The organism is Nocardioides sp. (assembly GCF_050246775.1).
Classification (GTDB): domain Bacteria; phylum Actinomycetota; class Actinomycetes; order Propionibacteriales; family Nocardioidaceae; genus Nocardioides.
The window spans coordinates 24460-48726 of the sequence record NZ_JBFWVK010000007.1 but is presented as its reverse complement, the minus strand read 5'-3'; the positions used below and the strand labels follow the sequence as shown (position 1 = coordinate 48726).

Annotated in this window: 26 protein-coding genes; 19 read left to right on the top strand and 7 right to left on the bottom strand. The window is 69.2% G+C overall.

All coding sequences use genetic code 11. The features are described from left to right. The first annotated feature begins 11 nt into the window (after positions 1-11). Complete coding sequence (locus AB7I40_RS21685; RefSeq protein WP_428347049.1) at positions 12-653, top strand: PadR family transcriptional regulator; 642 nt, start codon at positions 12-14, stop codon at positions 651-653. Continuing rightward, positions 650-1126 (top strand): DUF1707 SHOCT-like domain-containing protein, encoded by a 477-nt coding sequence (locus AB7I40_RS21680; protein ID WP_428347048.1) that lies wholly within the window; start codon positions 650-652, stop codon positions 1124-1126. Before AB7I40_RS21685 ends, AB7I40_RS21680 begins: the two co-directional genes overlap by 4 nt. On the opposite strand, the gene AB7I40_RS21675 is transcribed toward AB7I40_RS21680, so the two are convergent. Further along, positions 1081-1944: an MBL fold metallo-hydrolase gene (locus tag AB7I40_RS21675; protein ID WP_428347047.1), complete on the bottom strand. Its 864-nt coding sequence runs from the start codon at positions 1942-1944 to the stop codon at positions 1081-1083. The genes AB7I40_RS21680 and AB7I40_RS21675 overlap by 46 nt on opposite strands. A gap of 73 nt (positions 1945-2017) precedes the next feature. Here AB7I40_RS21675 and hrcA point away from each other — a divergent pair, with 73 nt between their 5' ends. The 4 genes from hrcA to corA are packed head-to-tail and all read left to right on the top strand — an operon-like array spanning position 2018 to position 6130. Beyond that, positions 2018-3040: a heat-inducible transcriptional repressor HrcA gene (gene hrcA / locus AB7I40_RS21670; RefSeq protein ID WP_428347046.1), complete on the top strand. Its 1023-nt coding sequence runs from the start codon at positions 2018-2020 to the stop codon at positions 3038-3040. Positions 3041-3053: 13 nt separating this feature from the next. After that, positions 3054-4232 carry a molecular chaperone DnaJ gene (dnaJ, locus tag AB7I40_RS21665; protein ID WP_428347045.1) on the top strand — a complete coding sequence of 393 codons (1179 nt, stop codon included), beginning with the start codon at positions 3054-3056 and terminating at the stop codon, positions 4230-4232. A gap of 2 nt (positions 4233-4234) precedes the next feature. Then, a complete protein-coding gene (locus tag AB7I40_RS21660; RefSeq protein ID WP_428347044.1) occupies positions 4235-4975 on the top strand; it encodes a 16S rRNA (uracil(1498)-N(3))-methyltransferase in 741 nt (246 codons plus the stop codon). A gap of 33 nt (positions 4976-5008) precedes the next feature. Then, positions 5009-6130, top strand: a complete 1122-nt coding sequence (gene corA, locus AB7I40_RS21655) for a magnesium/cobalt transporter CorA (RefSeq protein WP_428347043.1) — start codon at positions 5009-5011, stop codon at positions 6128-6130. On the opposite strand, the gene AB7I40_RS21650 is transcribed toward corA, so the two are convergent. After that, positions 6108-7169 (bottom strand): winged helix DNA-binding domain-containing protein, encoded by a 1062-nt coding sequence (locus AB7I40_RS21650; protein ID WP_428347042.1) that lies wholly within the window; start codon positions 7167-7169, stop codon positions 6108-6110. The two genes, corA and AB7I40_RS21650, sit on opposite strands and share 23 nt — an antisense overlap. Positions 7170-7192: 23 nt before the next feature. On the opposite strand from AB7I40_RS21650, the gene AB7I40_RS21645 reads away from it, so the two are divergent. Further along, positions 7193-8671, top strand: coding sequence for a purine-cytosine permease family protein (locus AB7I40_RS21645; protein ID WP_428347041.1), 1479 nt, complete (start codon positions 7193-7195; stop codon positions 8669-8671). Here AB7I40_RS21645 and AB7I40_RS21640 read toward each other — a convergent pair. Both AB7I40_RS21640 and AB7I40_RS21635 read right to left on the bottom strand, forming a co-directional pair. After that, a complete protein-coding gene (locus AB7I40_RS21640) occupies positions 8658-9719 on the bottom strand; it encodes a Gmad2 immunoglobulin-like domain-containing protein (RefSeq protein ID WP_428347040.1) in 1062 nt (353 codons plus the stop codon). The two genes, AB7I40_RS21645 and AB7I40_RS21640, sit on opposite strands and share 14 nt — an antisense overlap. Beyond that, the gene (locus AB7I40_RS21635) at positions 9716-10237 is read right to left on the bottom strand and encodes a SigE family RNA polymerase sigma factor (RefSeq protein WP_428347039.1); all 522 of its coding nucleotides are present in this window, start codon (positions 10235-10237) and stop codon (positions 9716-9718) included. The genes AB7I40_RS21640 and AB7I40_RS21635 overlap by 4 nt, the downstream gene beginning before the upstream one ends. A gap of 74 nt (positions 10238-10311) precedes the next feature. On the opposite strand from AB7I40_RS21635, the gene AB7I40_RS21630 reads away from it, so the two are divergent. The 10 genes from AB7I40_RS21630 to era all read left to right on the top strand — a co-directional run bounded on the left by AB7I40_RS21630 (position 10312) and on the right by era (position 19500). Continuing rightward, positions 10312-10668: a histidine triad nucleotide-binding protein gene (locus tag AB7I40_RS21630; RefSeq protein ID WP_428347038.1), complete on the top strand. Its 357-nt coding sequence runs from the start codon at positions 10312-10314 to the stop codon at positions 10666-10668. Further along, a complete protein-coding gene (locus AB7I40_RS21625; protein ID WP_428347037.1) occupies positions 10665-11870 on the top strand; it encodes a hypothetical protein in 1206 nt (401 codons plus the stop codon). The genes AB7I40_RS21630 and AB7I40_RS21625 overlap by 4 nt, the downstream gene beginning before the upstream one ends. 98 nt (positions 11871-11968) lie before the next feature. Then, a complete protein-coding gene (locus AB7I40_RS21620) occupies positions 11969-12997 on the top strand; it encodes a PhoH family protein (protein WP_428347036.1) in 1029 nt (342 codons plus the stop codon). Then, entirely contained in the window at positions 12994-13443 is a 450-nt protein-coding gene (ybeY, locus tag AB7I40_RS21615) for an rRNA maturation RNase YbeY (protein ID WP_428347035.1), read from the top strand. The genes AB7I40_RS21620 and ybeY overlap by 4 nt, the downstream gene beginning before the upstream one ends. Next, a complete protein-coding gene (locus tag AB7I40_RS21610; protein WP_428348131.1) occupies positions 13440-14750 on the top strand; it encodes a hemolysin family protein in 1311 nt (436 codons plus the stop codon). Before ybeY ends, AB7I40_RS21610 begins: the two co-directional genes overlap by 4 nt. After that, positions 14743-15048 carry a cytidine deaminase gene (locus AB7I40_RS21605; RefSeq protein ID WP_428347034.1) on the top strand — a complete coding sequence of 102 codons (306 nt, stop codon included), beginning with the start codon at positions 14743-14745 and terminating at the stop codon, positions 15046-15048. Before AB7I40_RS21610 ends, AB7I40_RS21605 begins: the two co-directional genes overlap by 8 nt. Positions 15049-15112: 64 nt before the next feature. Next, positions 15113-16465, top strand: coding sequence for an FAD-binding oxidoreductase (locus AB7I40_RS21600; RefSeq protein WP_428347033.1), 1353 nt, complete (start codon positions 15113-15115; stop codon positions 16463-16465). Positions 16466-16467: 2 nt separating this feature from the next. Further along, complete coding sequence (locus AB7I40_RS21595) at positions 16468-17727, top strand: class I SAM-dependent methyltransferase (RefSeq protein WP_428347032.1); 1260 nt, start codon at positions 16468-16470, stop codon at positions 17725-17727. Between the two features lie 70 nt (positions 17728-17797). After that, positions 17798-18574: a siderophore-interacting protein gene (locus AB7I40_RS21590; RefSeq protein ID WP_428347031.1), complete on the top strand. Its 777-nt coding sequence runs from the start codon at positions 17798-17800 to the stop codon at positions 18572-18574. Continuing rightward, positions 18571-19500 (top strand): GTPase Era, encoded by a 930-nt coding sequence (gene era, locus AB7I40_RS21585; RefSeq protein WP_428347030.1) that lies wholly within the window; start codon positions 18571-18573, stop codon positions 19498-19500. The genes AB7I40_RS21590 and era overlap by 4 nt, the downstream gene beginning before the upstream one ends. A gap of 4 nt (positions 19501-19504) precedes the next feature. On the opposite strand, the gene AB7I40_RS21580 is transcribed toward era, so the two are convergent. From AB7I40_RS21580 to AB7I40_RS21570, 3 genes are all read right to left on the bottom strand, one after another. Further along, complete coding sequence (locus tag AB7I40_RS21580; RefSeq protein ID WP_428347029.1) at positions 19505-20341, bottom strand: septum formation family protein; 837 nt, start codon at positions 20339-20341, stop codon at positions 19505-19507. Next, positions 20338-21144 (bottom strand): septum formation family protein, encoded by an 807-nt coding sequence (locus tag AB7I40_RS21575; protein WP_428347028.1) that lies wholly within the window; start codon positions 21142-21144, stop codon positions 20338-20340. The genes AB7I40_RS21580 and AB7I40_RS21575 overlap by 4 nt, the downstream gene beginning before the upstream one ends. Positions 21145-21306: 162 nt before the next feature. Then, complete coding sequence (locus AB7I40_RS21570) at positions 21307-21792, bottom strand: flavodoxin family protein (RefSeq protein WP_428347027.1); 486 nt, start codon at positions 21790-21792, stop codon at positions 21307-21309. Positions 21793-21984: 192 nt separating this feature from the next. On the opposite strand from AB7I40_RS21570, the gene leuA reads away from it, so the two are divergent. Then, entirely contained in the window at positions 21985-23679 is a 1695-nt protein-coding gene (leuA, locus tag AB7I40_RS21565) for a 2-isopropylmalate synthase (RefSeq protein WP_428348130.1), read from the top strand. Between the two features lie 3 nt (positions 23680-23682). Continuing rightward, a complete protein-coding gene (locus tag AB7I40_RS21560) occupies positions 23683-24249 on the top strand; it encodes a 2'-5' RNA ligase family protein (protein WP_428347808.1) in 567 nt (188 codons plus the stop codon). The last annotated feature ends 18 nt before the right edge of the window (positions 24250-24267 follow it).

The window sequence follows — 24267 nt, the reverse complement described above, 5'->3', positions numbered from 1 at the left end:
GGGATTTCGACATGGGACACGGATGGGGACAGGGATGGGTCGGTCCGGGATGGGCCGCCGAGGGGATGTCGGGACACAAGGGGCGAGGCCCCGGTGGCCGAGGTCGCCCCGGGCCACCCCCGTGGGTCCAGGAGCTGGTGCGCAGCTTCGGTGGTCCCGACATGGGCGCCAAGGCGCGCGGGCCGAAGGTACGGCGCGGCGACGTCCGGGCCGCGATCCTCGATGTGCTGGCGGTCGAGCCGATGAACGGCTACCAGATCATCCAGCAGATCTCCGAGCGCAGCGCAGGGGCGTGGAAGCCCAGTCCGGGTTCGGTCTACCCGACGGTCCAGCAACTGGAGGACGAGGGTCTCATCGAGGGGCAGGAGCGTGAGGGAAGGCGGGTCCTGGTCCTCACCGAGGAAGGGCGCACGTATGTTGCCGAGCATCCCGACGAGCTGCGTGCCACCTGGCGTCCGTTCGAGGCGACCGGTGACGAGGTCGCTGCGGCCGCCGGCGTGGGCGACCTCAAGCCGGTGATCGGCCAGGTGATGGGGGCCGTCTGGCAGATCATGGTCTCCGGCACCGACCAGCAGCGGGCCGAGGCCGCCGACGTGCTGGGGGAGACCAGGCGACGGCTCTACGGGCTGCTGGCGGAAGGGGAGCCGGAATGAGCCACGCGTTCCACTCGATGCGGGGCCAGGTCCACGACGCATGGCCGGCCCTGAACTCCTGGCAGACCCAGCTCACCAAGGGCAACGTGCGCATCGGTGACGCCGAGCGCGATGACGCGATCCGGGCGCTCGGGGAGCACTTCGCCGCGGGTCGCCTGGACCGTGAGGAGTACGACGAGCGGGCGGACGCAGCACTGGCGGCCCGGACCTGGAGCGACGTCGCGCCGCTGTTCCGTGACCTGCCGCAGCCCGTGGCGACTCCTCGGGCACCGGTGCCGGTGTCGCCGCGGCCTCGTGCGCGCCTGCCGTTCCTGCCCGTGCTGCTGATCCTGATCGGGGTCTCCTGGCTGGTGGGCATGCCGTGGCTGGTCTGGGTCGGGATCGGGATGTTCCTGCTCTTTCGCCGCGCGGCCTGGGCTCGTCGCCGTCAGACCAGCGGGAGCTGGCGCCCGCCTCGCGGCAGCTGGTCGTAGCCACGGTCCACCGCCGCGACGAGCAGGTCGCTCGGGTAGGGCCACTCACCGACCTCCAGCGCCTGCGCCCGGGGAACCCCGCGCCCGGCGAGGTCGCGGATGGTCTCCGCGACGGTCCCGATGTCGTTGCGCTGGTCCTGCACGAACGAGAGGTCCACGATCGCGCCGTGCCCGGGCACCACGACGGAGGTGTCGCTCAACAGGCTGATCATGAGGTCGAGACTCGCCGGCCAGTCGAACGGGAAGCAGTCCGCCCCGAACGCCGGCGGTGCCGACTCCTCGAGCAGGTCGCCGGCCAGCATGACGTCGATGTCGGGCACCCGCACCACGAGGTCACCCGCGGTGTGGCCGCGCCCGGGGTGGATCAGCTCGACCTGACGATCCCCCAGATCGATGACCTGCGCGGAGGAGAACGACCGGTCGGCCGGGACGATGCGGGTCTCCTGCACCTCGACCCGGTGCGGGTCGTCCCCAACGGCGTACGCGCGCTTGATCCGCTCGCCCGCCGCCGACGTGTGCTCGGCTGCCCAGTCGGTGGCGTGGATCGGGACGGCGCCGTACTCGTCACGGAACACGGCGTTGCCGAAGGTGTGGTCGAAGTGCTCGTGGGTGTTGACCACGGCCACCACCGGCCCCGCCCCCAGGCGGCGTACGCCGTCGAGCACGCCGCGCGCGGCACGCTCGGAGGAGTGGGTGTCCACGACCACGAGGCCACGCTCACCGCCGATCACGCTCACGTTGACGTCGAGCCAGTCGTGCCGTGCGACCCAGACCCGGGAGGCGACCTCGGTGAATGTGGATGCGGTGAAGTCGGCCATGTCGATAGACCCTAGTACGCTTGGCACTCAGTCAGGTGGAGTGCCAGGAGTCGAGCCCGAGGAGGATCGTGTGGTGGTCGAAGACCGCAAACTTGCCGTCCTTCGTGCGATCGTCGAGGACTACGTCTCGACCGAGGAGCCCGTGGGCTCCCGGGCGCTGGTCGAGCGGCATCAGCTGGGGGTCTCCCCGGCCACGGTGCGCAACGACATGGCCGCGCTGGAGGAGGAGGGCTTCATCGCCCAGCCCCACACCAGCGCCGGCCGGGTGCCGACAGACAAGGGCTACCGGCTGTTCGTCGACCGGCTGACGACGGTCAAGCCGATGAGCGCCGCGGAGAAGCGCGCCATCGCAACGTTCCTCGATGGTGCTGTCGACCTGGACGACGTCGTGCAGCGGTCCGTGCGGCTGCTCGCCCAGCTGACCCGTCAGGTGGCGGTGGTGCAGTACCCGACCCTCGCCCGGTCCACCGTGCGCCACATCGAGCTCGTGCTGCTCGCCCCCAACCGGCTCCTGGCCGTGCTGATCCTCAGCAGCGGCCGGGTGGAGCAGCGGCTGGTCGAGCTGGCCACCGAGCTGGGCGACGATGCCTTGTCAGACCTGCGCTCGCGGGTCAACCGGGCGGCCACCGGAGAGCTCATCACCGTGGCGGCGCAGGCACTCGGGGACCTCGCGGTCGCGGCTGCGCCCGAGCAGCAGGCGATCACCGAGGCGGTCACCGCCACCCTGGTCGAAGCCATGTCGGACCACCGTGCCGACGGTCGTGTGGCCGTGGGTGGGGCGGCCAACCTGGCCCGTTTCGGCGAGGGGTTCGACGGCTCCATCCGCCCCATGCTGGAGGCGTTGGAGGAACACGTGGTCCTGCTCAAGCTGCTCGGCGAGGCGAGCGTCGGGGGCACCGTGACCGTGCGCATCGGGCATGAGGGGCCCTATCAGGAACTTTCGTCGACGAGCGTCGTCGCAACGGGCTACGGCCCCGGCGATGCTGCGTTGGCCACACTCGGCGTGGTCGGCCCGACCCGCATGGACTACCCGGGGACGATGGCGGCGGTGCGGGCAGTGGCCCGTTACGTCACCCGAATCCTCGACGAGGCATGAGAAAGAACATCAGGTGAGTCAAGACCTCTACGAGATGCTGGGCGTCGCCCGCGACGCTGACGGCGACACCATCAAGAAGGCCTACCGCAGACTGGCGCGCCAGCTGCATCCAGACGTCAACCCCGATCCGGAGACCCAGGAGCGGTTCAAGGAGGTCTCGCACGCCTACGAGGTCCTCAGCGACCCGCAGAAGCGCCGCCAGTACGACCTCGGCGGCGACCCGTTCGGCGGAGGCCAGGCCGGCTTCGGCCAGGGTGCGGGGTTCTCCTTCACCGACATCATGGACGCGTTCTTCGGTGGCCAGCCCGGCGGTGCTGCTGGCGGTCGTGGCCCCAAGCCGCGGATGCGCCGGGGCCAGGACGCCCTGATCCGCCTCGACATCGAGCTGGCCGAGGCGGCCTTCGGAGTGACGCGCGAGCTCAAGGTGGACACCGCCGTGCGCTGTACGACGTGCAACGGTGACGGCGCCGCTCCTGGATCGAAGCCGGTGACCTGCGAGACCTGCCATGGCCAGGGCGAGGTGGCTCATGTCCAGCGCTCGTTCCTGGGCGAGATCCGCACGCTGCGGCCGTGCGCGGCGTGCCGCGGCTTCGGCTCCATCATCCCCGAGCCGTGCCGGGAGTGCTCCGGCGACGGGCGGGTGCGCTCGCGTCGCAACCTCACGGTCAAGATCCCCGCCGGCGTCGACACCGGCACCCGGGTGCAGCTGACCGAGCAGGGTGAGGTCGGGCCCGGTGGCGGACCGGCCGGGGACCTCTACGTCGAGATCAAGGTGGCGCGCCACCCGACGTTCGACCGACACGGCAGCGACCTGCACTGCACGGTGTCGGTGCCGATGACCGCAGCGGCCCTGGGCACGACGTTGACGATGCCCACCCTGGAGAGCGACGTGGAGAACGGCGCCGACTCCGGCGTCGAGACCAGCTTCGAGCTCGAGGTCAAGCCGGGCACGCAGTCGGGCACCGAGACGGTCCTGCGGGGCCGCGGTGTGCCGGGCCTGCGTGGTGTCGGACGCGGTGACCTCATCGTCACCACCATCGTGGAGACCCCGCAGCGACTGGACGCCCGGCAGAGCGAGCTGCTCAAGGAGCTCGCCGCGCTGCGCGGCGAGGAGACCCCGTCCGGGAGCATCCGTGCCGGCGGCAAGGCCGGCGTCTTCGGGCGGATCCGCGACGCCTTCAACCCGCACTGACCATGTCCCTTCCCGTTCACCTGGTCGAGTCCTTGGCCGATGTCGTGCCCGGGGCAGTGGTCGAGGTCGACGGTGACGAGGCCCATCATGCGGTCGCGGTGCGCCGGCTGCGTGTCGGTGAGGACGTCGTGCTCACCGACGGGCGGGGGCGCTCGGTCACCGGTCCTGTGACGGCGACGGGGAAGCGCTTCTTCTCCGTCACCGTCGTCGAGGCCCGGACGGGTGAGCGGCCGGTCCCGCACCTCACCGTCGTGCAGGCGATCCCCAAGGGCGATCGAGGCGAGCTGGCCGTCGAGGTGCTGACCGAGATCGGGGTGGATACGATCGCGCCCTGGGCTGCGAGTCGCTGCGTCGCGGTCTGGCGTGGCGATCGCGCGACGAAGTCCCATGCCAAGTGGCGCGCGACCGCTCGCGAGGCCGCGAAGCAGTCCCGTCGCTCCTGGTTCCCCGACGTGACCGAGATGCTCACCACGGCCGAGGTGGTCGCGCTCGGGCATCAGGCCGACCTCGCCGTCGTACTCCACGAAGGGGCGCAGACTCCCTTCGCACAGCTCGAGGTGCCCTCCCACGGCCGGATCGTCGTGGTGGTCGGGCCCGAAGGCGGGGTGGCGCCCGAGGAGCTCGCGGTGTTCGAGGCTGCAGGGATCGTGCCGGTCAGGCTCGGCAGCGAGGTGCTGCGCACCTCGACAGCCGGGCTGGCAGCGGTTGCCGGCCTGTTGGCGCGGACATCGCGCTGGAGCTGACCTGGCCCGCGGTGTTCTGAGTAGGCTCGCACCATGTCCGACCAGACCCCGCGTGGCTTCCGTGGCCGCCGGCGTCGTACGTCGGTGGCTCCCACGATGCTCGACGACGGAGCCATCCCGTCGCGACCGTTCCGGCACAGCTTCGTGGACTCCGCGATCTACGTCGACGGCCGCCGGGTCTCCTCTCCCGAAGCCCTGCCCGACACGTATCAGGAGCTGCGCGACACCGACGACTCCATGGGGTGGATCGGCCTCTACCGGCCCGACCGCAGCGAGCTCGCCTCACTGGCTCATGAGTTCGACCTGCACGAGCTCGCCGTGGAGGACGCGATCCTGGCCCACCAGCGTCCCAAGCTCGAGCGCTACGACGATCTGCTGTTCGTGGTCCTGCGGGCGGCGCGCTACATCGACGACACCGAGGAGGTCGAGTTCGGCGAGGTCCACCTCTTCGTCGGGCCCGACTTCGTGGTCACCGTGCGCCACAGTGAGTCGCCCGACCTCGGGTCCGTGCGCCGCCGGCTGGAGAGCGAGCCGGAGTTGCTCCGGCTCGGTCCCGAGGCCGTGCTCTACGCGGTGATGGACCGGGTGGTGGACGGCTACGCGCCGGTGGTGGCCGGCCTGGAGAACGACATCGACGAGATCGAGACCGAGATCTTCAACGGGGATCCGCAAGTGTCTCGGCGCATCTACCAGCTCACCCGTGAGGTCATCGAGTTCCAGCGCGCTGCCGCACCGCTGGTGAACATGTTCGAGGGGCTGAAGCAGGGGTTCGAGAAGTACCACACCGATGAGGAGCTGCAGCGCTACCTGCGTGACGTCGAGGACCACATCCTCGCGGTCGCGGAGTCGCTGGACGGGTTCCGCCAGCTGCTGCGCGACATGCTCACCGTCAACGCAACGCTGGTCGCGCAGGAACAGAACGAGGAGATGCGGCGTCTCAGCGTGGCCGGGCACGCCCAGAACGAGGAGGTCAAGCGGATCTCCGCCTGGGCGGCCATCCTGTTCGCCCCGACGCTGATCGCGTCGGTCTACGGCATGAACTTCTCCAGCATGCCCGAGCTCTCGTGGGCCTTCGGGTATCCGTTCTCGATCGCCCTGATGGGCGTGGTGTGTCTGGTGCTCTACATCGTGTTCAAGCGTCGCGACTGGCTCTGACGGCGAGCAGGGCCTCGACCCGGGCCAGCTCGTCGTCCAGCTCGCGCCGCTCGGAACGGCTGAACCTCCGGAACTCCGCCAGCACCTCGGGAACCCCGTCGGTGACGCGCCAGAGGCCCTCCAGCCAGCCGTCGACGAACAGCGCCATCCCGGCGCCGCCGTTGGGTCCCATCCAGTGGCTCCGCTTCGCGGGGTCGGTGACTCGGTCTCGTGCGCGGTGGGAGAGCCAGATGTTGTCGTAGGTGCCGAGCAGCCGGGCCGGTGCTGGCGCCTCCTCGACGATCTCGCCGTCGGCGACGTCGTAGAGGACGCGGCCCTGCTCGTCGGTGTGCCGCACCAGGTCCTCCATCGCGGCCAGGACCGGACCGAGCCGCGTGACCCCCGACCACGTCGTCACGTCGGCGGCGAGAGCCGGGCCGAAGGCCCGCAGGTAGCGCCGCACGATGGCCGGCACGTCAGGCTCGGTCAGTGGCGCGTCCAGCCAGGTGTCCACGCGCTGGTAGATCACGCCACCGGAGGCCGCCCACTGTCCCCGAGGCGGCACCTGCACCAACGGGCTGTCGACCCGGGCGAGCTGCCCCAGCTGTGCTGGAGCCACACCCGGGAACCGCTGCGCAAGAGCTTCGCCGAGGACTCGCACCGGCAGGGGCCCGTCAGCGAGTACGGCGTCGACGGCGCGGCGGATGTCGCTCGGGTCCAGGTGTGCGGCCTCCCGGACGTTCTGGCTGCTGCGGCGTTCCCGGTCCTGGCAGGGCTGGGAGAACTGACGCAGTGTCAACGCATCGGCCGGTGTGAGCAGGTGGATCGTGCCACGCATCACCAGCAGTCTGACCAGGTCCCGGCCGCCCAGCGCCCTGCTGACCACCCCTGGGTCGAAGTCGACCAGGCGCGCGTTGAGCGAGAGGTACGGCGGCAGCGTCTCCTGGGCCTGCAACCCGACCAGGTGTTCGACCATGCTGATCGGGTCGGTGTCGGAGCGGGCGAGCAGGCCCTGGCGGTGCAGCAGCGTGCGGTTGAGAACGCGAGGGCCGAGGTGCACGCCCACAGCCTAGGATGCGGCGCATGAGCAAGATGGTCAGCGACGAGATCCCCCAGGCCAACCGGATCGAGCATGCCGGGGTCGACGTGATCGCGGAGTCGGCGCGCCACGGTCACCCGCACAGCCTCTTCTGGCCCTGGTGCGCCGCCAACGTGGCGGTCCTGGCGGTCAGCTGGGGCGGCTACGTGATCGGCTTCGGCATCAACCTGACCCAGGCCCTGCTGGTGACGCTGATCGGTGTCGTCGCCTCGTTCCTCCTGGTCGGCCTGGCCTCCCTGGCTGGCCAGAAGGGTTCGGCGCCGACGCTGGTCCTCTCGCGAGCCTCCTTCGGCATCAAGGGCAACTGGTTGCCGGGACTGGTCTCGTGGCTGCTGCTGGTGGGCTGGGAGACCTCGCTGTGCGCCTTGGCGGCGCTGTCGGCTCGCACGGTCTCCGAGCGACTCGCCGAGGGGTCGGGTGATGTGGCTGCGGCGGTGGCGCTGGTGCTGGTCGCCGGCAGTGGCATCTACTACGGAGTGCTCGGGTTCGAGGCCATCATGCGGGCCCAGCGCTGGTTGACCATCGCCACGCTCGCGCTGACCGCCGGCTTCATCGCCCTCACCATGGACGAGGTCCACCTCGGCGCCGCTTTCGACCAGCCTGCCGGGAGCACGACCGCGGTCATCGGGGCACTGGTCATGCTGGTGGCGGGCTTCGGGGTGGGGTGGATCAACTGTGCCGCCGACTACTCGCGCTACCTGCCGCGCGACGCCTCCAAGGCCGGCATCGTCGGCTGGACCACGTTCGGTGGGGCGTTGCCCGTCGTACTTCTGGCCGGCTACGGCCTTCTGCTCTGCGCCTCCGACCCTGCGTTGATCGACCAGTTCTACGACGATCCGATCGGGGCGCTCACCCCGATGCTGCCGACGTGGTACCTGCTGCCGTTCATCGCGGTCGCGCTGCTCGGTCTCGCTGCAGGGGTGATCATCGACATCTACTCCTCCGGCCTCACGTTGGTGGCCACGGGCATCCCGATCCAGCGCCCGGTGGCGGCCGCCCTCGACGGGGTGCTGATGACGATCGGCGCGATCTACGTGGTCTGGTTCGCCCCTAACTTCCTGGTCCCGTTCCAGGGCTTCCTGATCACGGTCGGGGTCCCCCTGGCGGCCTGGGGCGGCATCTTCGTTGCCGACCTGCTGCTGCGCAAGGAGCGGTACGACGAGGTCAAGCTGTTCGACGAGTCCCCGCAGGGATACGGGGTGGCCAACCCGACAGCCATCGTGATCATGCTCGTCGGCACGGTCATCGGGTGGGGACTGGTCACCAACAGCCTGGCCAGCTGGCTCACCTGGCAGGGCTACCTGTTGGGCCCGCTCGGTCTCGGCGGCAAGAGCGGGGACTGGGCCTACGCCAACATCGGTGTGCTGGTCGCACTGGCCATCGGCTTCGTCGGCTACCTGGTGCTCTGCGGTGCCCGGGTGCGGGCCCAGGAGAGCAAGGAGTTGGCCCTCACCTCACCGTGATGTCACGGGTGTCCACGAACGGTCCGGGGCCCTCGCCACCCGAGGGGTCGTCGGTCTGCACGACCAGCGTGTAGTTGCCGGGGGCCAGTCCGTTCAGGTCGATGTCGCCGGAGAACGGGTAGAGCTTGTCCTGCCAGCCGTCGGCGGTGAAGAAGCCGGTGCGCACCTCGCGGGCTCCTTGCATGAGCTGCCACGGCACCGTGGCCTCGAAGGAGCTGGCCACTCCGTCGACCGCGAGCGAGCCGCTGGCGCTCGTGCCCTGGGCAGGGTTGGTCAGGTTGACCAGCGAGAGGACCTCCAGGGGCTTGCCCTGGGCCAGCGGCTCCGAGGTCGGGACCCCGAACACGGTCGCCACCGGGTTGTCCTCGAGGTAGAACTGCACCGGAGCCCGGGTCTGCGTCGCAGCCTGCAGGGTGTAGATCACCTGCTCGATGGCGATCCGCGCTTCCTCTCGGCTCATCCCCGCCGGGCGGGTCAACGGGGTGCTCGGGTCCAGCGTGACCCCGATCTGCCCGTCATTCCCGATCCCGTCGAAGGAGACATCGGAGATACCGCCGCTGGACCACAGGCTGAAGTAGTCCGGATCCAACGGGGTCCCGGTGGTGCTCGCCTGGCCCGCCTCCAGCAGCCGGTCCGCGGAGGTGGTCGGGCGGAACTCGCGATAGAGGCGGGGGCCGAAGGGGGTGTCGCCCGCGACGTAGATCGCCATCGCGCCACCGGCGGCGGGCGAGCTGGGATCCTCGGAGGGCGTTTCGGACGGGTCGGCTGAGGGATCGCTGGCGCTCGCCGAGGGCGAGCCTGCCGGAGAGGGGTCGGCCGAGGGCTCTGGGTCGTTGAGTACGGCGAAGCCTCCGATCACCGCGGCCGTCGCGACGGCGGCGCCGAGCGTGACCCAGATCCAGGGGCGTTTCGTGGTGTCCGAGGCGGGCATGGGGGTCTCCTTCGTTCGGGCACGGATGGCGTCGAGCTGGTCGCGTGGTTCGAGGTCCGCGACGCTCTGCTCGATCAGTCGACGAAGTCGCTCCTCGTCGGGCCGGGGGCTGGTCATGACGGGTCCTCCATCAGGGAGCCGAGCGAGAGTCGGAGTGCGGCCAGGCCACGTGAGGAGTGGCTCTTGACCGCGCCGCGGCTGATGCCGAGGGTCGCGGCGATGTCAGCCTCGGACAGGTCGAGGTAGTAGCGCAGCGCGACCACTTCGCGCTGCCGCTCCGGGAGCTGGCGCAGTGCTTCGAGGACGACGTCGCGCTGTCCGTGCGCGAGCGCTGCCTCGTCGGCGCTGGAGGTCACTTCGGGAAGCGGCGCATGCTTGGCCACGACGCTGCGGTGCCGCAGGGCGGACCGGGATCGGTTCACCACGATCTGGCGCAGGTAGGCCAACGCCTTCTCCGGATCGCGCAGCCGCGACCAGCGGGAGTGGAGCGCCACGAAGGAGTCCTGCACGACCTCCTCCGCGGTGCCGACGTCGCGCACGAGCAGCATCGAGAGACGGACCAGCTGGCGCCAGTGGGCGGCGTACAACTGCTCCACCGCGGTATCGGCATCCCACGTGGCGCCTCGAGGTCTCATCTCCGTCAACACGCTAGTTCCACGCGCAGCCTGATTCGTTGGTTTACACGCGCAGAAACAAATATGCTGACTCGATGACCCTCCCGGCGCCCGACCCCCACTGCCTCTTCTGCCGGATCGTGTCGGGCGAGATCCCGGCGCAGGTGCTGGCCGAGGGCGAGACCACGGTGGCGTTCCGTGACATCGAGCCGCAGGCACCGGTGCACTTCCTGGTCGTCCCGCGCAGCCACTACCCCGACGCCGCCAGCCTGGGAGAGGCGGAGCCGGCGACCGTGGCCGACCTGGTGGCAACCGCGGCCCAGGTGGCCTCCGCGGAAGGCGTTGACAGCTATCGGCTGGTGTTCAACACCGGTGCCGACGCCAACCAGACCGTCTTCCACGCGCACCTGCACGTGCTCGGGGGCCGCTCGCTGACCTGGCCTCCGGGGTGAACCGTCGTCTGCTCGCCGGCGTGGCGGCACTGTGCCTGCTGCTCCTCGCGGCCTGCGGGCCCGATGAGTCCCCTGCCACCGGCCCTGGCTCCTCGGCGTCGCCTGAGGCGACCGCCGGTGCGCACAGCGGTGCGTCGCACGCCCCGGTGGACGACCATGCCGCGCCTGCCGCACACCCGCTGAGGCCGCTGCGCGCCGGCGAGAAGCGCATCACCATGAAGATGTCGGCTCCCTACACCCCGAGCGCACCGACCGGAGTCGGCACTGACGACTACCGGTGCTTCCTCCTGGATCCTCGGCTCGACCGCGATGCCTTCATCACCGGCACCAACGTGCTGCCCGGCAACCCTGAGGTCGTCCACCACGTGATCCTGTTCCGGGTGCCTGCCGCCGAGGTGGATCGTGCTGTCGCCCTGGACGACGCGACGACGGGGGACGGGTGGACCTGCTTCGGCAACTCCGGGATCAGCGCCGCGGGCAACGAGCTGGACAGCGCTCCCTGGTTGGGCGCCTGGGCTCCCGGTGGTCGCGAGACGGTCTTTCGCAAGGGCCTGGGAGTGCGGTTGGAGAAGGGGTCACGGATCGTGATGCAGGTGCACTACAACCTGCTGGCCGGAGACAGCCCTGATGTCTCGGCCACTCAGATCCGGATCGCTCCCGGCACCGCGGCCCTGGACCGGGTCGAGACCATGCTGATGCCGACGCCGGTGGAGCTGCCCTGTCGGGCGGGGCACGAGGAGTCACCGCTGTGCGACCGGGCAACCGCACTGGCCGACGTGAAGCAGCGCTTCGGGGACGGCCCCGGCTCCACCGCCGACCTGCTGCACTTCCTCTGTGGCCCGGTGCGGGCCGGGCCGGTTCAGATCTGCGACCGCAACATCCTGGAGCCGACCACGATCGTGGGCGTGGCCGGTCACATGCACCTTCTGGGGCGCTCGATCAAGATCGAGGTCAATCCCGACACCCCGCGGGCACGGACCATCCTGGACATCAAGGTCTGGGACTTCGACAACCAGGGTGCCCAGCCGATCACCCCGGTCCGACTGGACACCTTCGACAAGGTGCGGGTGACCTGTCGCCATGCCCAGTGGCTGCGCGACCGACTGCCCGCCTTCGAGGGTCAGCCGGACCGTTACGTCGTGTGGGGGGAGGGCACGACGGACGAGATGTGCCTGGGCATCCTGCAGGTCGTCCGCGGCTGACCGACCCTGCGCCGGGAACTCGTTGGGCGGCGCGCGGACGCTCGCGTAGCATGGTTTTCGCACCTGAAACCGACCGAAAGGCTGCCCACCGGGCCTCCATGACAGATTCGCAGACCAATTCCGGCACCCGCCACACGGTGGTCGTGCCCGCCAGCGTCAACATGGTCAGCCTCCTGGGGCCCGGCGATGAGCACCTCACGCTCATCGAGGATGCCTTCGCGGCGGACATCCACGTTCGCGGCAACCAGATCACCCTGCACGGTGAACCCCACGAGATCGCCCTCGCCGAGCGGTTGCTCGACGAGCTCGTCACGATCATCCGCACCGGCCAGGGCATCAGTCCCGAGACCGTGGAGCGGGTCCTGGGCATGCTGCGCACCGAGACGAAGGAACGTCCCGCCGACGTCCTGTCGCTCAACATCCTGAGCAACCGCGGCCGCACGATCCGCCCGAAGACGCTCAACCAGAAGCGTTACGTCGACTCGATCGACAAGCACACGATCACCTTCGGGATCGGCCCGGCCGGCACCGGCAAGACCTACCTGGCGATGGCCAAGGCGGTCCAGGCCCTCCAGGCCAAGCAGGTGACCCGGATCATCCTCACCCGACCCGCGGTGGAGTCCGGCGAACGTCTCGGCTTCCTGCCGGGCACCCTGGGCGAGAAGATCGACCCCTACATGCGTCCGTTGTACGACGCCCTGCACGACATGCTCGACCCCGACACGATCCCCAAGCTGCTCGCCGCCGGGACGATCGAGGTGGCCCCGTTGGCCTACATGCGTGGGCGCACCTTGAACGATGCGTTCATCATCCTCGACGAGGCGCAGAACACCTCGCCGGAGCAGATGAAGATGTTCCTGACCCGCCTCGGGTTCGGTTCGAAGATCGTGATCACCGGCGACGTGACGCAGATCGACCTCCCGGGCGGAGGGTCCAAGTCCGGCCTCAAGGTCGTCGAGGGCATCCTGGGCGAGGTGGAGGACGTGGTGTTCAACCGCCTCACCAGCCACGATGTCGTGCGTCACCGCCTGGTCGGCAAGATCGTCGCGGCGTACGACGAGTTCGACGCCCGCAAGGAACGCGCCGCGCACGAGCAGGACAAACGTCAGGAGACCGGCCCGCGGTGAGCATCGAGATCCTGAACGAGTCAGGCCAGGAGCTCGACGTCCAGAGCCTGGCCTCGCTGAGCCGGTTCACGCTCGAGCGGATGCGCGTGCACCCTCTGGCCGAGTTGTGCATCAAGGCCGTCGACGTCGACACGATCGCCGAGCTCAACGCGAAGTGGATGGACAAGGAGGGCCCGACCGACGTGCTGGCCTTCCCGATGGACGAGCTGCGTCCCGGGCTGGTCAACGAGGAGCCCGAGGAGGGCGTGCTCGGTGACCTCGTGCTCTGTCCTGAGATCGCGGCGACCCAGGGCGAGAGCGCCGGTCACGGCCGGGACGCGGAGATCGAGCTGCTGACGGTGCACGGCATCCTCCACCTGCTGGGCTACGACCACGCGCTGCCTGAGGAGCACAAGGAGATGTTCGGTCTCCAGGACCAGGTGCTCCAGGAGTGGCGCTCCCGATGACCTCGGGTGATGTGTGGCTGCTCATCGGAGCAGCGGCCCTCGTCGTCCTCGCCGGACTCTTCTCCGCAGCAGATGCGGCGCTTTCAACCTTCTCCCAGGCACGCGCCGAGGAGCTGGCCGCTGAACGGCGTGCGGGCTCTCGGCGCCTGCTCGAGATCGTGGCTGACCGGCCCCGCTACCTCAACACCGCGTTGCTGCTGCGCCTCCTCTGCGAGATCGCGGCCATCGTCCTGGTGACGGTGCAGCTCGGAGAGCTGTTCGACGGCGACCGGGTGCCCACCGTCCTGACTGCGGTGGGGATCATGCTCGTGGTCTCGTTCGTGGCGATCGGGGTCTCACCGCGCACGGTGGGACGTCAGCAGGCTGCGACGGTGGCGTTGGCGATCGCCGTACCCCTCGCCTTCATCACCCGGATCCTCGGCCCCTTGCCAAGGTTGCTGATCCTGCTCGGCAACGCGATCACACCGGGGAAGGGATTCCGGGAGGGCCCGTTCAACTCCGAGACCGAGCTGCGCGAGCTGGTCGACCTGGCCGAGGCGAGCGCGGTCATCGAGTCCGGGGAACGCAAGATGATCCACTCGGTCTTCGAGCTCGGGGACACCATCGCGCGCGAGGTGATGGTGCCGCGACCCGACATCGTCTTCATCGAGCCTCACAAGAACCTGCGACAGGCCATGTCGCTGTTCCTCAAGAGCGGCTACTCGCGGGTGCCGGTGGCCCGGGAGAACCTCGACGACATCGTGGGGTTCGCCTACCTCAAGGACGTCGCCCGTCGTGACTTCGAGGCCCCTGACGCCGAGTTCACGCTGAGGGTCGACGAGGTGATGCGCCCGGTGCACTTCGTGCCGGACTCCAAACCGGTCGACGAGCTGCTCAGCGAGATGCAGGCGCGCCGTCAGCACATCGCCATCGTCGTGGACGAGTACGGCGGCACGTCGGGCCTGGTGACCATCGAGGACATCCTCGAGGAGATCGTGGGCGAGATCACCGATGAGTACGACGAGGCGGAGATCGAGCCCGAGACGTTCGAAGACGGGTCGGTGCGGGTCTCCTCGCGCTACCCGGTGGACGACCTCGACGAGGTCATCGGTATCAACGTCATCGACGACGACGTCGACACCGTGGGTGGCCTGATGGCCAAGTTGCTGGGCAAGGTCCCGCTGCCTGGTGCTCACGTCGAGGCGCATGGACTGCGTTTCGAGGCCGAGAAGCCGACCGGGCGCCGCAAGCGGATCAGCACGGTCCTCATCAGCAGGAGCGAGGTCGAGTCCGAGGAGGACGACACCTATCCTGAGTCCCATGCCTGATCTGACGGTGGAGGACCAGAAGCTGCTCACGCTCGCCAGAGCCACGCGGGCGCGCACCGGAGCGGCCGAGGGTGCGGCCGTGCGGGACGGGGACGGGCGCACCTACGCTGGTGCGGCGGTCGATCTGGACTCGCTCCGGCTCTCGGCCGTGCAGGTCTGTGTGGCCATGGCGGTGGCTTCGGGGGCCCGCGGCCTGGAGGCGGTGGTGGTCTTCTCCGGGGCAGACGAGCTGTCGGCTCCCGATGCCGCGGTGATCGCGGAGTTCGGCGGCGACGAGGTCGTCGTACACCTGATCTGAGTCCACGAACGAGACCGTTGGACCTACCAACCTTCAATGGGGCTAAATTGAGAGGGTGACGGGTGTGGGGAGCATTGCTCACGAGGCAGCGGTGGCGCGACTGAAGCAGTCGTTCGCGGCCGTGCCTCGCTCAGCCAACGTGCGGCTGGCGAAGAAGACCTCCAATCTCTTCCGGGCGCGCAAGGCCAACGTCGCGCCCGGGCTCGACGTGTCGGGGCTCGACGGAGTGATCAGTGTCGACGTCGCCGCACGGACGGCCGATGTCCAGGGGATGTGCACCTACGAGGACCTCGTCGACGCCACCCTGCCCCACGGGCTGATCCCGCTGGTGGTGCCGCAGCTGCGCACGATCACCCTGGGTGGGGCCGTGTCGGGCCTGGGCATCGAGTCGACCAGCTTCCGCAACGGACTGCCGCACGAGTCGGTCCTGGAGATGGACATCCTCACCGGCACCGGAGAGGTCGTCACGACCAGTCCGGGCGAGCCGCTGTTCGACGCCTTCCCCAACTCCTACGGTTCCCTGGGCTACGCCACCCGGCTGCGGATCGAGCTGGAGCAGGTGCCGGCCCAGGTGGCGTTGCGCCATGTCCGCTTCTCCGACTTCGGGCTGATCGCCAAGGCCATCGCCGAGGTGGTGGAGACCGGAGAGTGGCACGGTGAACGGGTCGACGCCATCGACGGCGTCGCGTTCGAACCGGGCGAGGGCTACCTGACGCTGGCCAGCTGGGTCGAGGAGGACGGACCGACCAGCGACTACACCGGCATGGCGATCTTCTACCGCTCGCTCCAGCAGCGTGAGGTCGACCGGTTGAGCATCTACGACTACCTCTGGCGCTGGGACACCGACTGGTTCTGGTGTTCGCGGGCGTTCGGCGCCCAGAACCCGCGCGTGCGCCGCTTCTGGCCGCGCAGGTGGCGGCGCTCCGACGTCTACTACAAGCTGGTCCGTCTGGACCAGCGCTTCGACATCGCCCGCAGGCTCGACAAACGGGCCGGTCGCGCCGAGGCTGAGCGCGTGGTGCAGGACGTGGAGATCCCAGTCGAACGACTCGAGGAGTTCCTGGCCTGGTTCGACGACGAGGTGGGGATGCGTCCGGTGTGGATCTGCCCGCTCAAGCTGCGAGGCGATCGCTCGTGGCCGTCGTACCCGCTCGCAGCGGGCGTGACCTACGTCAACGTGGGTTTCTGGGGCGCCGTCAACGTCGGGCCCGAGGCCCCTCATGCCCCGCGCAACCGTGCCATCGAGGCCAAGGTGCACGCGCTGGGCGGCCACAAGTCGCTCTACTCGGAGGCCTTCTACGACCGAGAGACCTTCGACCAGCTCTACGACGGGGCCAATCTCGCTGCAGTGAAGCAGCGCTTCGACCCTGACGACAGATTCACGTCGCTCTACGACAAGGCGGTGAAACGACGATGACCATGTCCATCGCGGAAGCATTCGAGCAGTTGCTCAAGGAGCCCCTGCCGCTGCGCATCACGGCGTACGACGGGAGCGAGACCGGGCCCCCGGACGCCCAGTTCACCTTCTCCCTGCTCAACGAGCGTGGCCTGGCCTACCTGGTGACCGCCCCGGGTGACCTGGGCATGGGGCGCGCCTACGTGGCGGGGGACCTGACGCTCTCCGGGGCGCATCCCGGAGACCCGTACGAGGCGTTGAAAGCGCTCAAGCACGGGTTGAAGTTCAGGCGGCCGTCGGCCAGCGAGGCCGTGGCGCTGTTGCGCTCGGTCGGCATCGCCAACCTCAAGCCCCCGCCCGCGCCACCCGAGGAGGCTCCGCCGCGCTGGCGCCGGGTAATGGAGGGCCTGCGGCACTCCCAGGGGCGCGACGCCGAGGCGATCCACCACCACTACGACGTGTCGAACCGGTTCTACGAGCTGGTGCTCGGCCCGTCCATGACCTACACGTGCGCGGTGTTCCCGACCGCGGAGTCCACCCTCGAGGAGGCGCAGCACGAGAAGTACGATCTCGTCGCGCGCAAGCTCGGCCTCCAGCCGGGTCAGCGACTGCTCGACATCGGTTGCGGGTGGGGTGGCATGGTGCGTCACGCCGCCCGGGAGTACGGCGTCAAGGCACTCGGGGTGACCCTCTCGCGTGAACAGGCCGCTTGGGCCCAGCAGGCGATCAAGGAGCAGGGTCTCGACCACTTGGCCGAGGTGCGTTTCCTGGACTACCGCGATGTCGAGGAGACCGGTTTCGACGCGGTGTCCTCGATCGGGTTGACCGAGCACATCGGGGTCAAGAACTACCCGGCGTACTTCGCCGCCATCAACGCCAAGCTGCGCCCCCAGGGCCGACTGCTCAACCACTGCATCACCCGCCCGACCAACGTGACCACCCGTACGGGTGCGTTCATCGACCGTTACGTGTTCCCCGACGGCGAGCTCACCGGCTCGGGCCGGATCATCACCGATGCCCAGAACGCCGGGCTGGAGGTGCAGCACGAGGAGAACCTGCGCTTCCACTACGCGATGACCCTGGCGGGCTGGTGCCGCAACCTCGAGGCCAACTGGGACGAGGCCGTCGCCGAGGTGGGCGAAGGAGTGGCCCGGGTCTGGGGGCTCTACATGGCAGCGTCACGCCTGAGTTTCGAGCGCAACGAGATCCAGCTGCACCATGTGCTCGCCACCAAGACCGACAGCGAGGGAGTGAGCGACTTCCCACTGCGCCCCACCTGGTAGCGACCTGTCGCAGATGTACACCCAAACATGCGCCGACCCGTCGCAGATGTACACCAACTAACCTTGGCCGGTGAGCACCCGAGCGGCGACGTACCAGGCTGACGTCCTGCGACGCGAGCAGTTGTCGTCGCACTTCGTGCGCATCGTGCTGGGCGGTTCTGGGCTCGACGGCTTCGCCACGACCGGGGCGCCGGACGAGTGGGTGGCGTTGACGGTGCCGGGCCAGTTCCAGATCCGGTACTACACGGTGCGTTCCTGGGCGGACGGCGAGCTGACCCTCGACATCGTCGTCCACGACCATGGTCTGGTCACCGAGTGGGCGACCGGCGACTGCGTCGGTGACACCGTCACCGTCTCCGAGCCGAAGGGGTCGTTCAGGCTGCCACCGGGTGCACGCTGGTTGATCCTCGTCGGCGACCTCACCGCGCTGCCGGCCGTCGGTCGCATCCTGGAGACCCATCGTGACCTGCCGGTCCGGGCCTGGGTGGAGACACCCGACGCGCCGATCGAGGGCTACGTCGATGCGGAGATCATCTGGTCGACGCCCCCGGCGGGCAGCGAGTCGGCCACGTCTGCGATCGTCGAGTCCATCGACTGGCCGGCCGGCGACGGGTACTTCTGGATGGCGGGCGAGTCGGCTCAGATGCGGGCCATCCGCAAGCACCTGATGCGCGAGGTGAAGTTGCCGGGCCCCGCGTTCGATGTGATGGGCTACTGGCGCGGCGGGCAGCAGCGCCAGCCGCGCGCGGTCGACCCGGCACCGATCTGGCAGCAGGGCAAGGCTGGTGGCAAGTCCGATTCTGAGATCTGGGCGGCCTACGACGCAGCACGAGAGGCAGAGCAGTGACCGAGCAGGCTCCACCGTTCAAGAGCGGGTTCGCCTCGTTCGTGGGACGCCCGAACGCGGGCAAGTCCACACTGACCAACGCCCTGGTGGGCACCAAGGTGGTCATCACGTCCTCCAAGCCGCAGACGACCCGGACCGTCGTACGCGGCATCGTCCACCGCCCGGACGCGCAGCTCATCCTGGTCGACACCCCGGGGTTGCACCGCCCGAGGACGTTGCTGGGGGAGCGGCTCAACGACCTGGTCAAGACCACGCTCGCAGAGGTCGACATCGTGTGCGTCTGCTTCCCGGCCAACGAGAAGATCGGGCCTGGTGACCGCTTCATCGTCAACGAGATGGCCAAGGTGCGCCGCACCATCAAGGTCGCCGTCGCCACCAAGACCGACCTGGCGACCCCCGAGCAGATCGGCGAGCACCTGCTCGCGATCCAGGCCGTCGGAGCCGACACCGGCACCGAATGGGCCGAGATCGTGCCGGTGTCTGCGAAGGCCGGTGACCAGGTCGCGTTGCTCGAGGAGCTGCTGGTGGGCCTGCTGCCAGAGGGGCCGCCGCTCTATCCCGATGGCGACATCTCCGATTCTCCGGAGGAGGCGATCGTGGCCGAGTTGATCCGCGAGGCCTCCCTCGAAGGAGTCCGCGACGAGCTGCCCCACTCCATCGCCGTCGTCGTGGAGGAGATGGGCCTACGCGAGGACCGCCCCGCCGACAAGCCGCTGCTGGAGATCCATGCCTGGCTCTACGTCGAGCGTGACAGTCAGAAGGGCATCGTGATCGGCCACAAGGGCAGCCGCCTCAAGGAGGTCGGCACCAATGCCCGCAAGCAGATCGAGGCCCTGCTCGGCACCCAGGTGCATCTCGACCTGCGGGTCAAGGTGGCCAAGGATTGGCAGCGTGACCCGCGGCAGCTGCGAAAGCTCGGGTTCTGAGCGCTCAGCTGCTGGGCACCCAGCAGACGCCGTAGTGCTGGCCGCCTCGCCATTGCTGCAGCGTGGGCGGCTCGTAGCTCCAGGTCACGGTCAGGGGGTCGGGAGCGACCGCCCGGGCGGGATCCTCACAGGCGGCCTTGCCGTCGGTGCGCAGCTTCTGTGGGCCGGGAAAGGTCTTCTGGTCGGCGTCGACCGTGGCGACGGCCTCCCAGGTGTGGGGGGCCGAGCAGATCACTCGCTCGAAGCGCGCGGACTCGGGGTCGGCGGTGCCGCACATGGCGAAGTCCGCAGCCTCTGAGGTGTCCAGCACCCCCTTCAGGTCCCCGCCGAGGCGGGCCAACGCCTGGTCACCGGCGAGCGCGATGACGTCACAGCGGAACCAGTTCTGGCCGGCGTCCGACTGCTCGATGCTGGGACTGAACCAGATAGCGCGCAGCATGCTCAGTCGGCGAGCTTCCTGGTCACCGCCCAGATAGCGTCCGAGACGCTGCGGGCAGGCGGCTGCGATGGCGTCCTGGACCCGGGCGGAGTCGACCGCGAGCAGGTGACCGTCGACCACGGCATCGACGGTGCCCACGAAGAACGTGCGGGCCGTGTGCGGCCGTTTGCACTTCCCTGGGCGCACGCTCGAGGTCGACTCCAGGGCCTCGGTGTAGGTCAGCGCGTAGCACGCGCCCGTGCTCGGTCTGGGGGCAGCCGTAGCTGGCGACGCCGTCGGCGACGGTACGTCGGCGCTGGGGCTGGGGCTGGGGCTGCTGGACGGTGCCGGGTCAGGCGTGTTCCCGGTGCAGCCCGCCAGAAGGACGAGGGCGACGGCAGCCGCAAGCAGGCGGGGGGTCATTGATCGGTCCTCGCCCAGCAGATCGAGCGGCGGTTGCCGGCCGACCACTCACCCTCCTTGAACCAGGTGAACCCGAAGTCGTAGTCGACCGGGTAGTTGAGCCAGGCTCCGACCGAGTCGGAGCAGAAGTCCTCGGTGCGTGCCTCCACAGCCCGGTCGCCGGGGTAGGGGTCCGCGGCCTGACCGAGCTTGATCGTCGTGACGGCCCGCCAGGTGTGCGGGCGGTCGCAACTGGTCTTCAGGCCGTTCACGGAGGGGCCGTTCACACACGCCATCCAGGTGTCGGGTCGCTTCTGCAGCAGGCCGCGCGCGGTGGTCGGCAGGTCGACGTACTTCTTGGTCTGCGCTCCGCCGCCGATGACGTCGCAGCGGTACCAGCGGGCCCCCTTCTCCCAGGCCGGCTCCGAGGGCCGGAACCAGACCCAGCTCACGATGGTCCGCATGGCGAGTGACTCATCAGCACCGAGGAACTCCTCGAAGGCGCTCGAACAGGTCTGGTAGGCATAACGTCCCACAGCCTTGTCGTCGTACGCCGCCTTGTCGAACTCAGCCGGCAGCGTGCCCACGGCATAGGTCTCCGCAGAGTGCTTGTCGGTGCAGTCGACTGTGACGGTGGCGTTGCTGGGCATCGCGACGTCGGCGGGGCTGAGACGACGGCAGGCGCCGTTGTCCGGCGCCCGCACGGCATCGACCTGAGCGGGATCGATGTTGGTGCCCTGGTCGTCGGGAGTGCAGCCGGCCAGCAGGAGCAGGGCGAGAACGGGTCCGACGCTGGCTCGCGCGGCGCGAGTCAGGTGTGGCAAGTCGTTGGCTCCAGGTTCACGGTGGCGGCAGTGCCGTGATGCTACTCCCCGGCTCCCTGGGTCCCGGCGAGCTGGCCGGGGCAAGGAGCGTGCCGGTGTGATCGGTGATGACGTGGTGGCCGTGCGGCGTGGTCCACCGGTAGCTGCCCGGCCCGAGCTCTGTCAGGGACTCAGCAGGGCTGCCAAGGTCGCGCCGAGCTCGTGGCCGGCAGCGTCGTGATCGCTCGTGACCTCACCGAGCACGGCCAGCACGGGTGCTGCCTGCCTCCAGGGCAGGGCGCCCACGATCGTGAGCACTGACCGGACGGCACCGGTGGTGTCGTACCGGCCGTGCACATAGAGCCCGAACGGCTTGCGTCCCTGTGCGCCTCCGACGCCCGCGGCGCCGTCGTCGGCCAGCGATCCGCCGATCTCCAGGAACGTGCTGTCGAAGAAGTGCTTGAGCGCACCACTCATGTAACCGAAGTTCGCCGGGGTCCCCAAGAGGATGCCGTCGGCGGCCAGCACCTCCTCGGCGGTGGCGTCCAGAGCGCCGCGGACGACGACCTCGACTCCCTCGATGGCCTCGTCACCGGCGCCCGCGACGACGGCCTCGGTGAGCCTGCGCATCGACGCCGTGGGGGAGTGGTGGACGACCAGGACCCTCATGGGGCGATCGTCGCATGCCGGGGTGCATCCGGACCTCGCTCGGCAGCTTCGAGCCGGGTGCGCTAACCTGTGGTCATCATGATGCGACTGCTCCTCCTTGGCTGCCGCAGCGAGGTCTGATCACCGGACCCCCTCGCTGCGGAGTGCGTGCTGCCTGACCGGGCCCCCACCGAAGACCAGCCGAGGACGACCATGAACACTCAGAAGCCCAGCGGGATGCCGATCCACCGCTACCGCCCCTTCGCGCCCATCGACCTGCCGGACCGCACCTGGCCGTCGAAGACGATCACCGAAGCCCCACGGTGGCTCTCCACCGACCTGCGCGACGGCAACCAGGCGCTGATCGACCCGATGAGCCCCGCTCGCAAGATGAAGATGTTCGACCTGCTCGTGAAGATGGGCTACAAGGAGATCGAGGTCGGGTTCCCCTCCGCCAGCGAGACCGACTTCAACTTCGTGCGCCAGCTGATCGAGGGTGACCGGATCCCTGACGACGTCACCATCTCGGTGCTGACCCAGGCCCGCGAGGACCTGATCGAGCGCAGCGTGCAGTCCCTGGTGGGCGTCCCCAGGGCCAACATCCACCTCTACAACGCTCTGGCGCCGCTGTTCCGCCGGGTCGTCTTCCATGCCGGCAAGGACGAGATCAAGGACATCGCGGTCCGGGGCACCGAACTGGTGATGAAGCACGCCGAGAACTACCTCGACACGACCGTCATCGGCTACGAGTACTCGCCGGAGATCTTCACCTCCACCGAGCTGCCCTTCAGCCTCGAGGTGTGTGAAGCAGTCTCCGACGTGTGGCAACCGGCCGACGGCCGCGAGATCATCCTCAACCTGCCCGCAACGGTCGAGAGCGCGACCCCCAACGTCTACGCCGACCAGATCGAGTGGTTCTCCCGCCAGCTCACCCGCCGCCAGAACACCGTGATCAGCCTGCACCCCCACAACGACCGCGGCACAGCGGTCGCGGCCACCGAGCTGGCGATGATGGCGGGCGCCGACCGGGTCGAGGGCTGCCTGTTCGGGCACGGTGAGCGCACCGGCAACGTCTGCCTGGTCACGCTGGGCATGAACCTGTTCAGCCAGGGGGTCGAGCCGATGATCGACTTCAGCGACATCGACGAGATCCGGCGCACGGTGGAGTACTGCACCCAGCTCCCCGTCCACCCGCGGCACCCCTACGCCGGTGACCTCGTCTACACCGCCTTCTCCGGCTCCCACCAGGACGCCATCAAGAAGGGCCTGGAGGACCTCGACGTGAGGGCAGCCGACCAAGGCATCTCGGTGCGCGACATCGTCTGGGAGGCGCCGTACCTGCCGATCGACCCCAAGGACGTGGGTCGCAGCTACGAAGCCGTGATCCGGGTCAACAGCCAGTCGGGGAAGGGTGGGGTGGCCTACATCCTCAAGGCCGAGCACAAGCTCGACCTGCCGCGCCGCGCCCAGATCGAGTTCAGCCGGGTCATCCAGGAGCGCACCGACACCGAGGGTGGCGAGATGGCTCCCGAGGACATCTGGTCCACCTTCAAGGCCGAGTACCTCGAGCGCGAGACACCGCTCAAGCTCAACTCGGTGCACACCTCGTCAGCCGCCGGGGAGAAGGACCAGCTCGCCGTCAACGTCTACGTGGACGGTGAGATCCGATCCCTCGAGGGCACCGGCAACGGCCCGATCGCGGCGTTCGTCAACGCGATCAACGACCTCGGCCACGACGTGCGGGTGCTGGACTACGCCGAGCACGCGCTGTCCTCGGGCGGCGACGCGATCGCGGCGGCCTACGTGGAGTGCGCCGTCGGCGACCAGATCCTCTGGGGAGTGGGCCTCGATCCCAACATCGTCACGGCCTCGCTGAAGGCGGTCATCAGCGCGGTCAACCGCGCCTGATCGGTGGACCGTTCGGCACTGCACGGTGCTGCCCAGACGGCCGTCATCATCGCGGTGCCCGCGGCCGAACCACTCGTCGCTGCGCTGCGCGCGCAACTCGACCCGGCCGCTGCCTGGGGAGTGCCCGCCCATGTGACGGTGCTGTTCCCCTTCGTCGCCCCGGCCGAGGTCGGCGAACCGACGGTGGCCCGGTTGGCGGCTGCGGTGGGCAACGTGTCGGGCTTCGACTGCACCTTCGCGAGTTGTCGCTGGTTCGGATCCGACGTGCTCTGGCTCGCGCCGGAACCGTCCCAGCCGTTCACCGAGTTGACCCGGGCGGTGTGGGGCGCCTTCCCTGACCGCCCGCCGTACGAGGGCGCCCATGAGGACCTGGTGCCGCACCTGACGGTCGCGGTCCGCGGTGGCGGCGGTGTCCAGGAACTGCACCGTGCTGAGGCTGCCCTGACGGTGGGGCTCCCGCTGCGCGCTCGCGTGGACAGCGCCCGCCTCATCGCGGGGTCGACACGTCCCCTCTCGTGGCGCACCGTGGCTGACCTTCCGCTCGGCTACCCCACCGACGATGGTCCATGAGTGAGGCGACCCCGCGTC

Bases quoted from the DNA above. Each gene is read 5' to 3' on its own strand.
- AB7I40_RS21595 (WP_428347032.1), top strand. From the start codon at position 16,468: ATGTCCATCGCGGAAGCATTCGAGCAGTTGCTCAAGGAGCCCCTGCCG.
- AB7I40_RS21620 (WP_428347036.1), top strand. From the start codon at position 11,969: ATGACAGATTCGCAGACCAATTCCGGCACCCGCCACACGGTGGTCGTG.
- corA (WP_428347043.1), top strand. From the start codon at position 5,009: ATGTCCGACCAGACCCCGCGTGGCTTCCGTGGCCGCCGGCGTCGTACG.
- AB7I40_RS21680 (WP_428347048.1), top strand. From the start codon at position 650: ATGAGCCACGCGTTCCACTCGATGCGGGGCCAGGTCCACGACGCATGG.
- AB7I40_RS21685 (WP_428347049.1), top strand. From the start codon at position 12: ATGGGACACGGATGGGGACAGGGATGGGTCGGTCCGGGATGGGCCGCC.
- AB7I40_RS21610 (WP_428348131.1), top strand. From the start codon at position 13,440: ATGACCTCGGGTGATGTGTGGCTGCTCATCGGAGCAGCGGCCCTCGTC.
- AB7I40_RS21660 (WP_428347044.1), top strand. From the start codon at position 4,235: ATGTCCCTTCCCGTTCACCTGGTCGAGTCCTTGGCCGATGTCGTGCCC.
- AB7I40_RS21580 (WP_428347029.1), bottom strand. From the start codon at position 20,341: ATGACCCCCCGCCTGCTTGCGGCTGCCGTCGCCCTCGTCCTTCTGGCG.
- AB7I40_RS21630 (WP_428347038.1), top strand. From the start codon at position 10,312: ATGACCCTCCCGGCGCCCGACCCCCACTGCCTCTTCTGCCGGATCGTG.
- AB7I40_RS21645 (WP_428347041.1), top strand. From the start codon at position 7,193: ATGAGCAAGATGGTCAGCGACGAGATCCCCCAGGCCAACCGGATCGAG.
- AB7I40_RS21570 (WP_428347027.1), bottom strand. From the start codon at position 21,792: ATGAGGGTCCTGGTCGTCCACCACTCCCCCACGGCGTCGATGCGCAGG.
- leuA (WP_428348130.1), top strand. From the start codon at position 21,985: ATGAACACTCAGAAGCCCAGCGGGATGCCGATCCACCGCTACCGCCCC.
- AB7I40_RS21675 (WP_428347047.1), bottom strand. From the start codon at position 1,944: ATGGCCGACTTCACCGCATCCACATTCACCGAGGTCGCCTCCCGGGTC.
- AB7I40_RS21640 (WP_428347040.1), bottom strand. From the start codon at position 9,719: ATGACCAGCCCCCGGCCCGACGAGGAGCGACTTCGTCGACTGATCGAG.
- AB7I40_RS21635 (WP_428347039.1), bottom strand. From the start codon at position 10,237: ATGAGACCTCGAGGCGCCACGTGGGATGCCGATACCGCGGTGGAGCAG.
- AB7I40_RS21605 (WP_428347034.1), top strand. From the start codon at position 14,743: ATGCCTGATCTGACGGTGGAGGACCAGAAGCTGCTCACGCTCGCCAGA.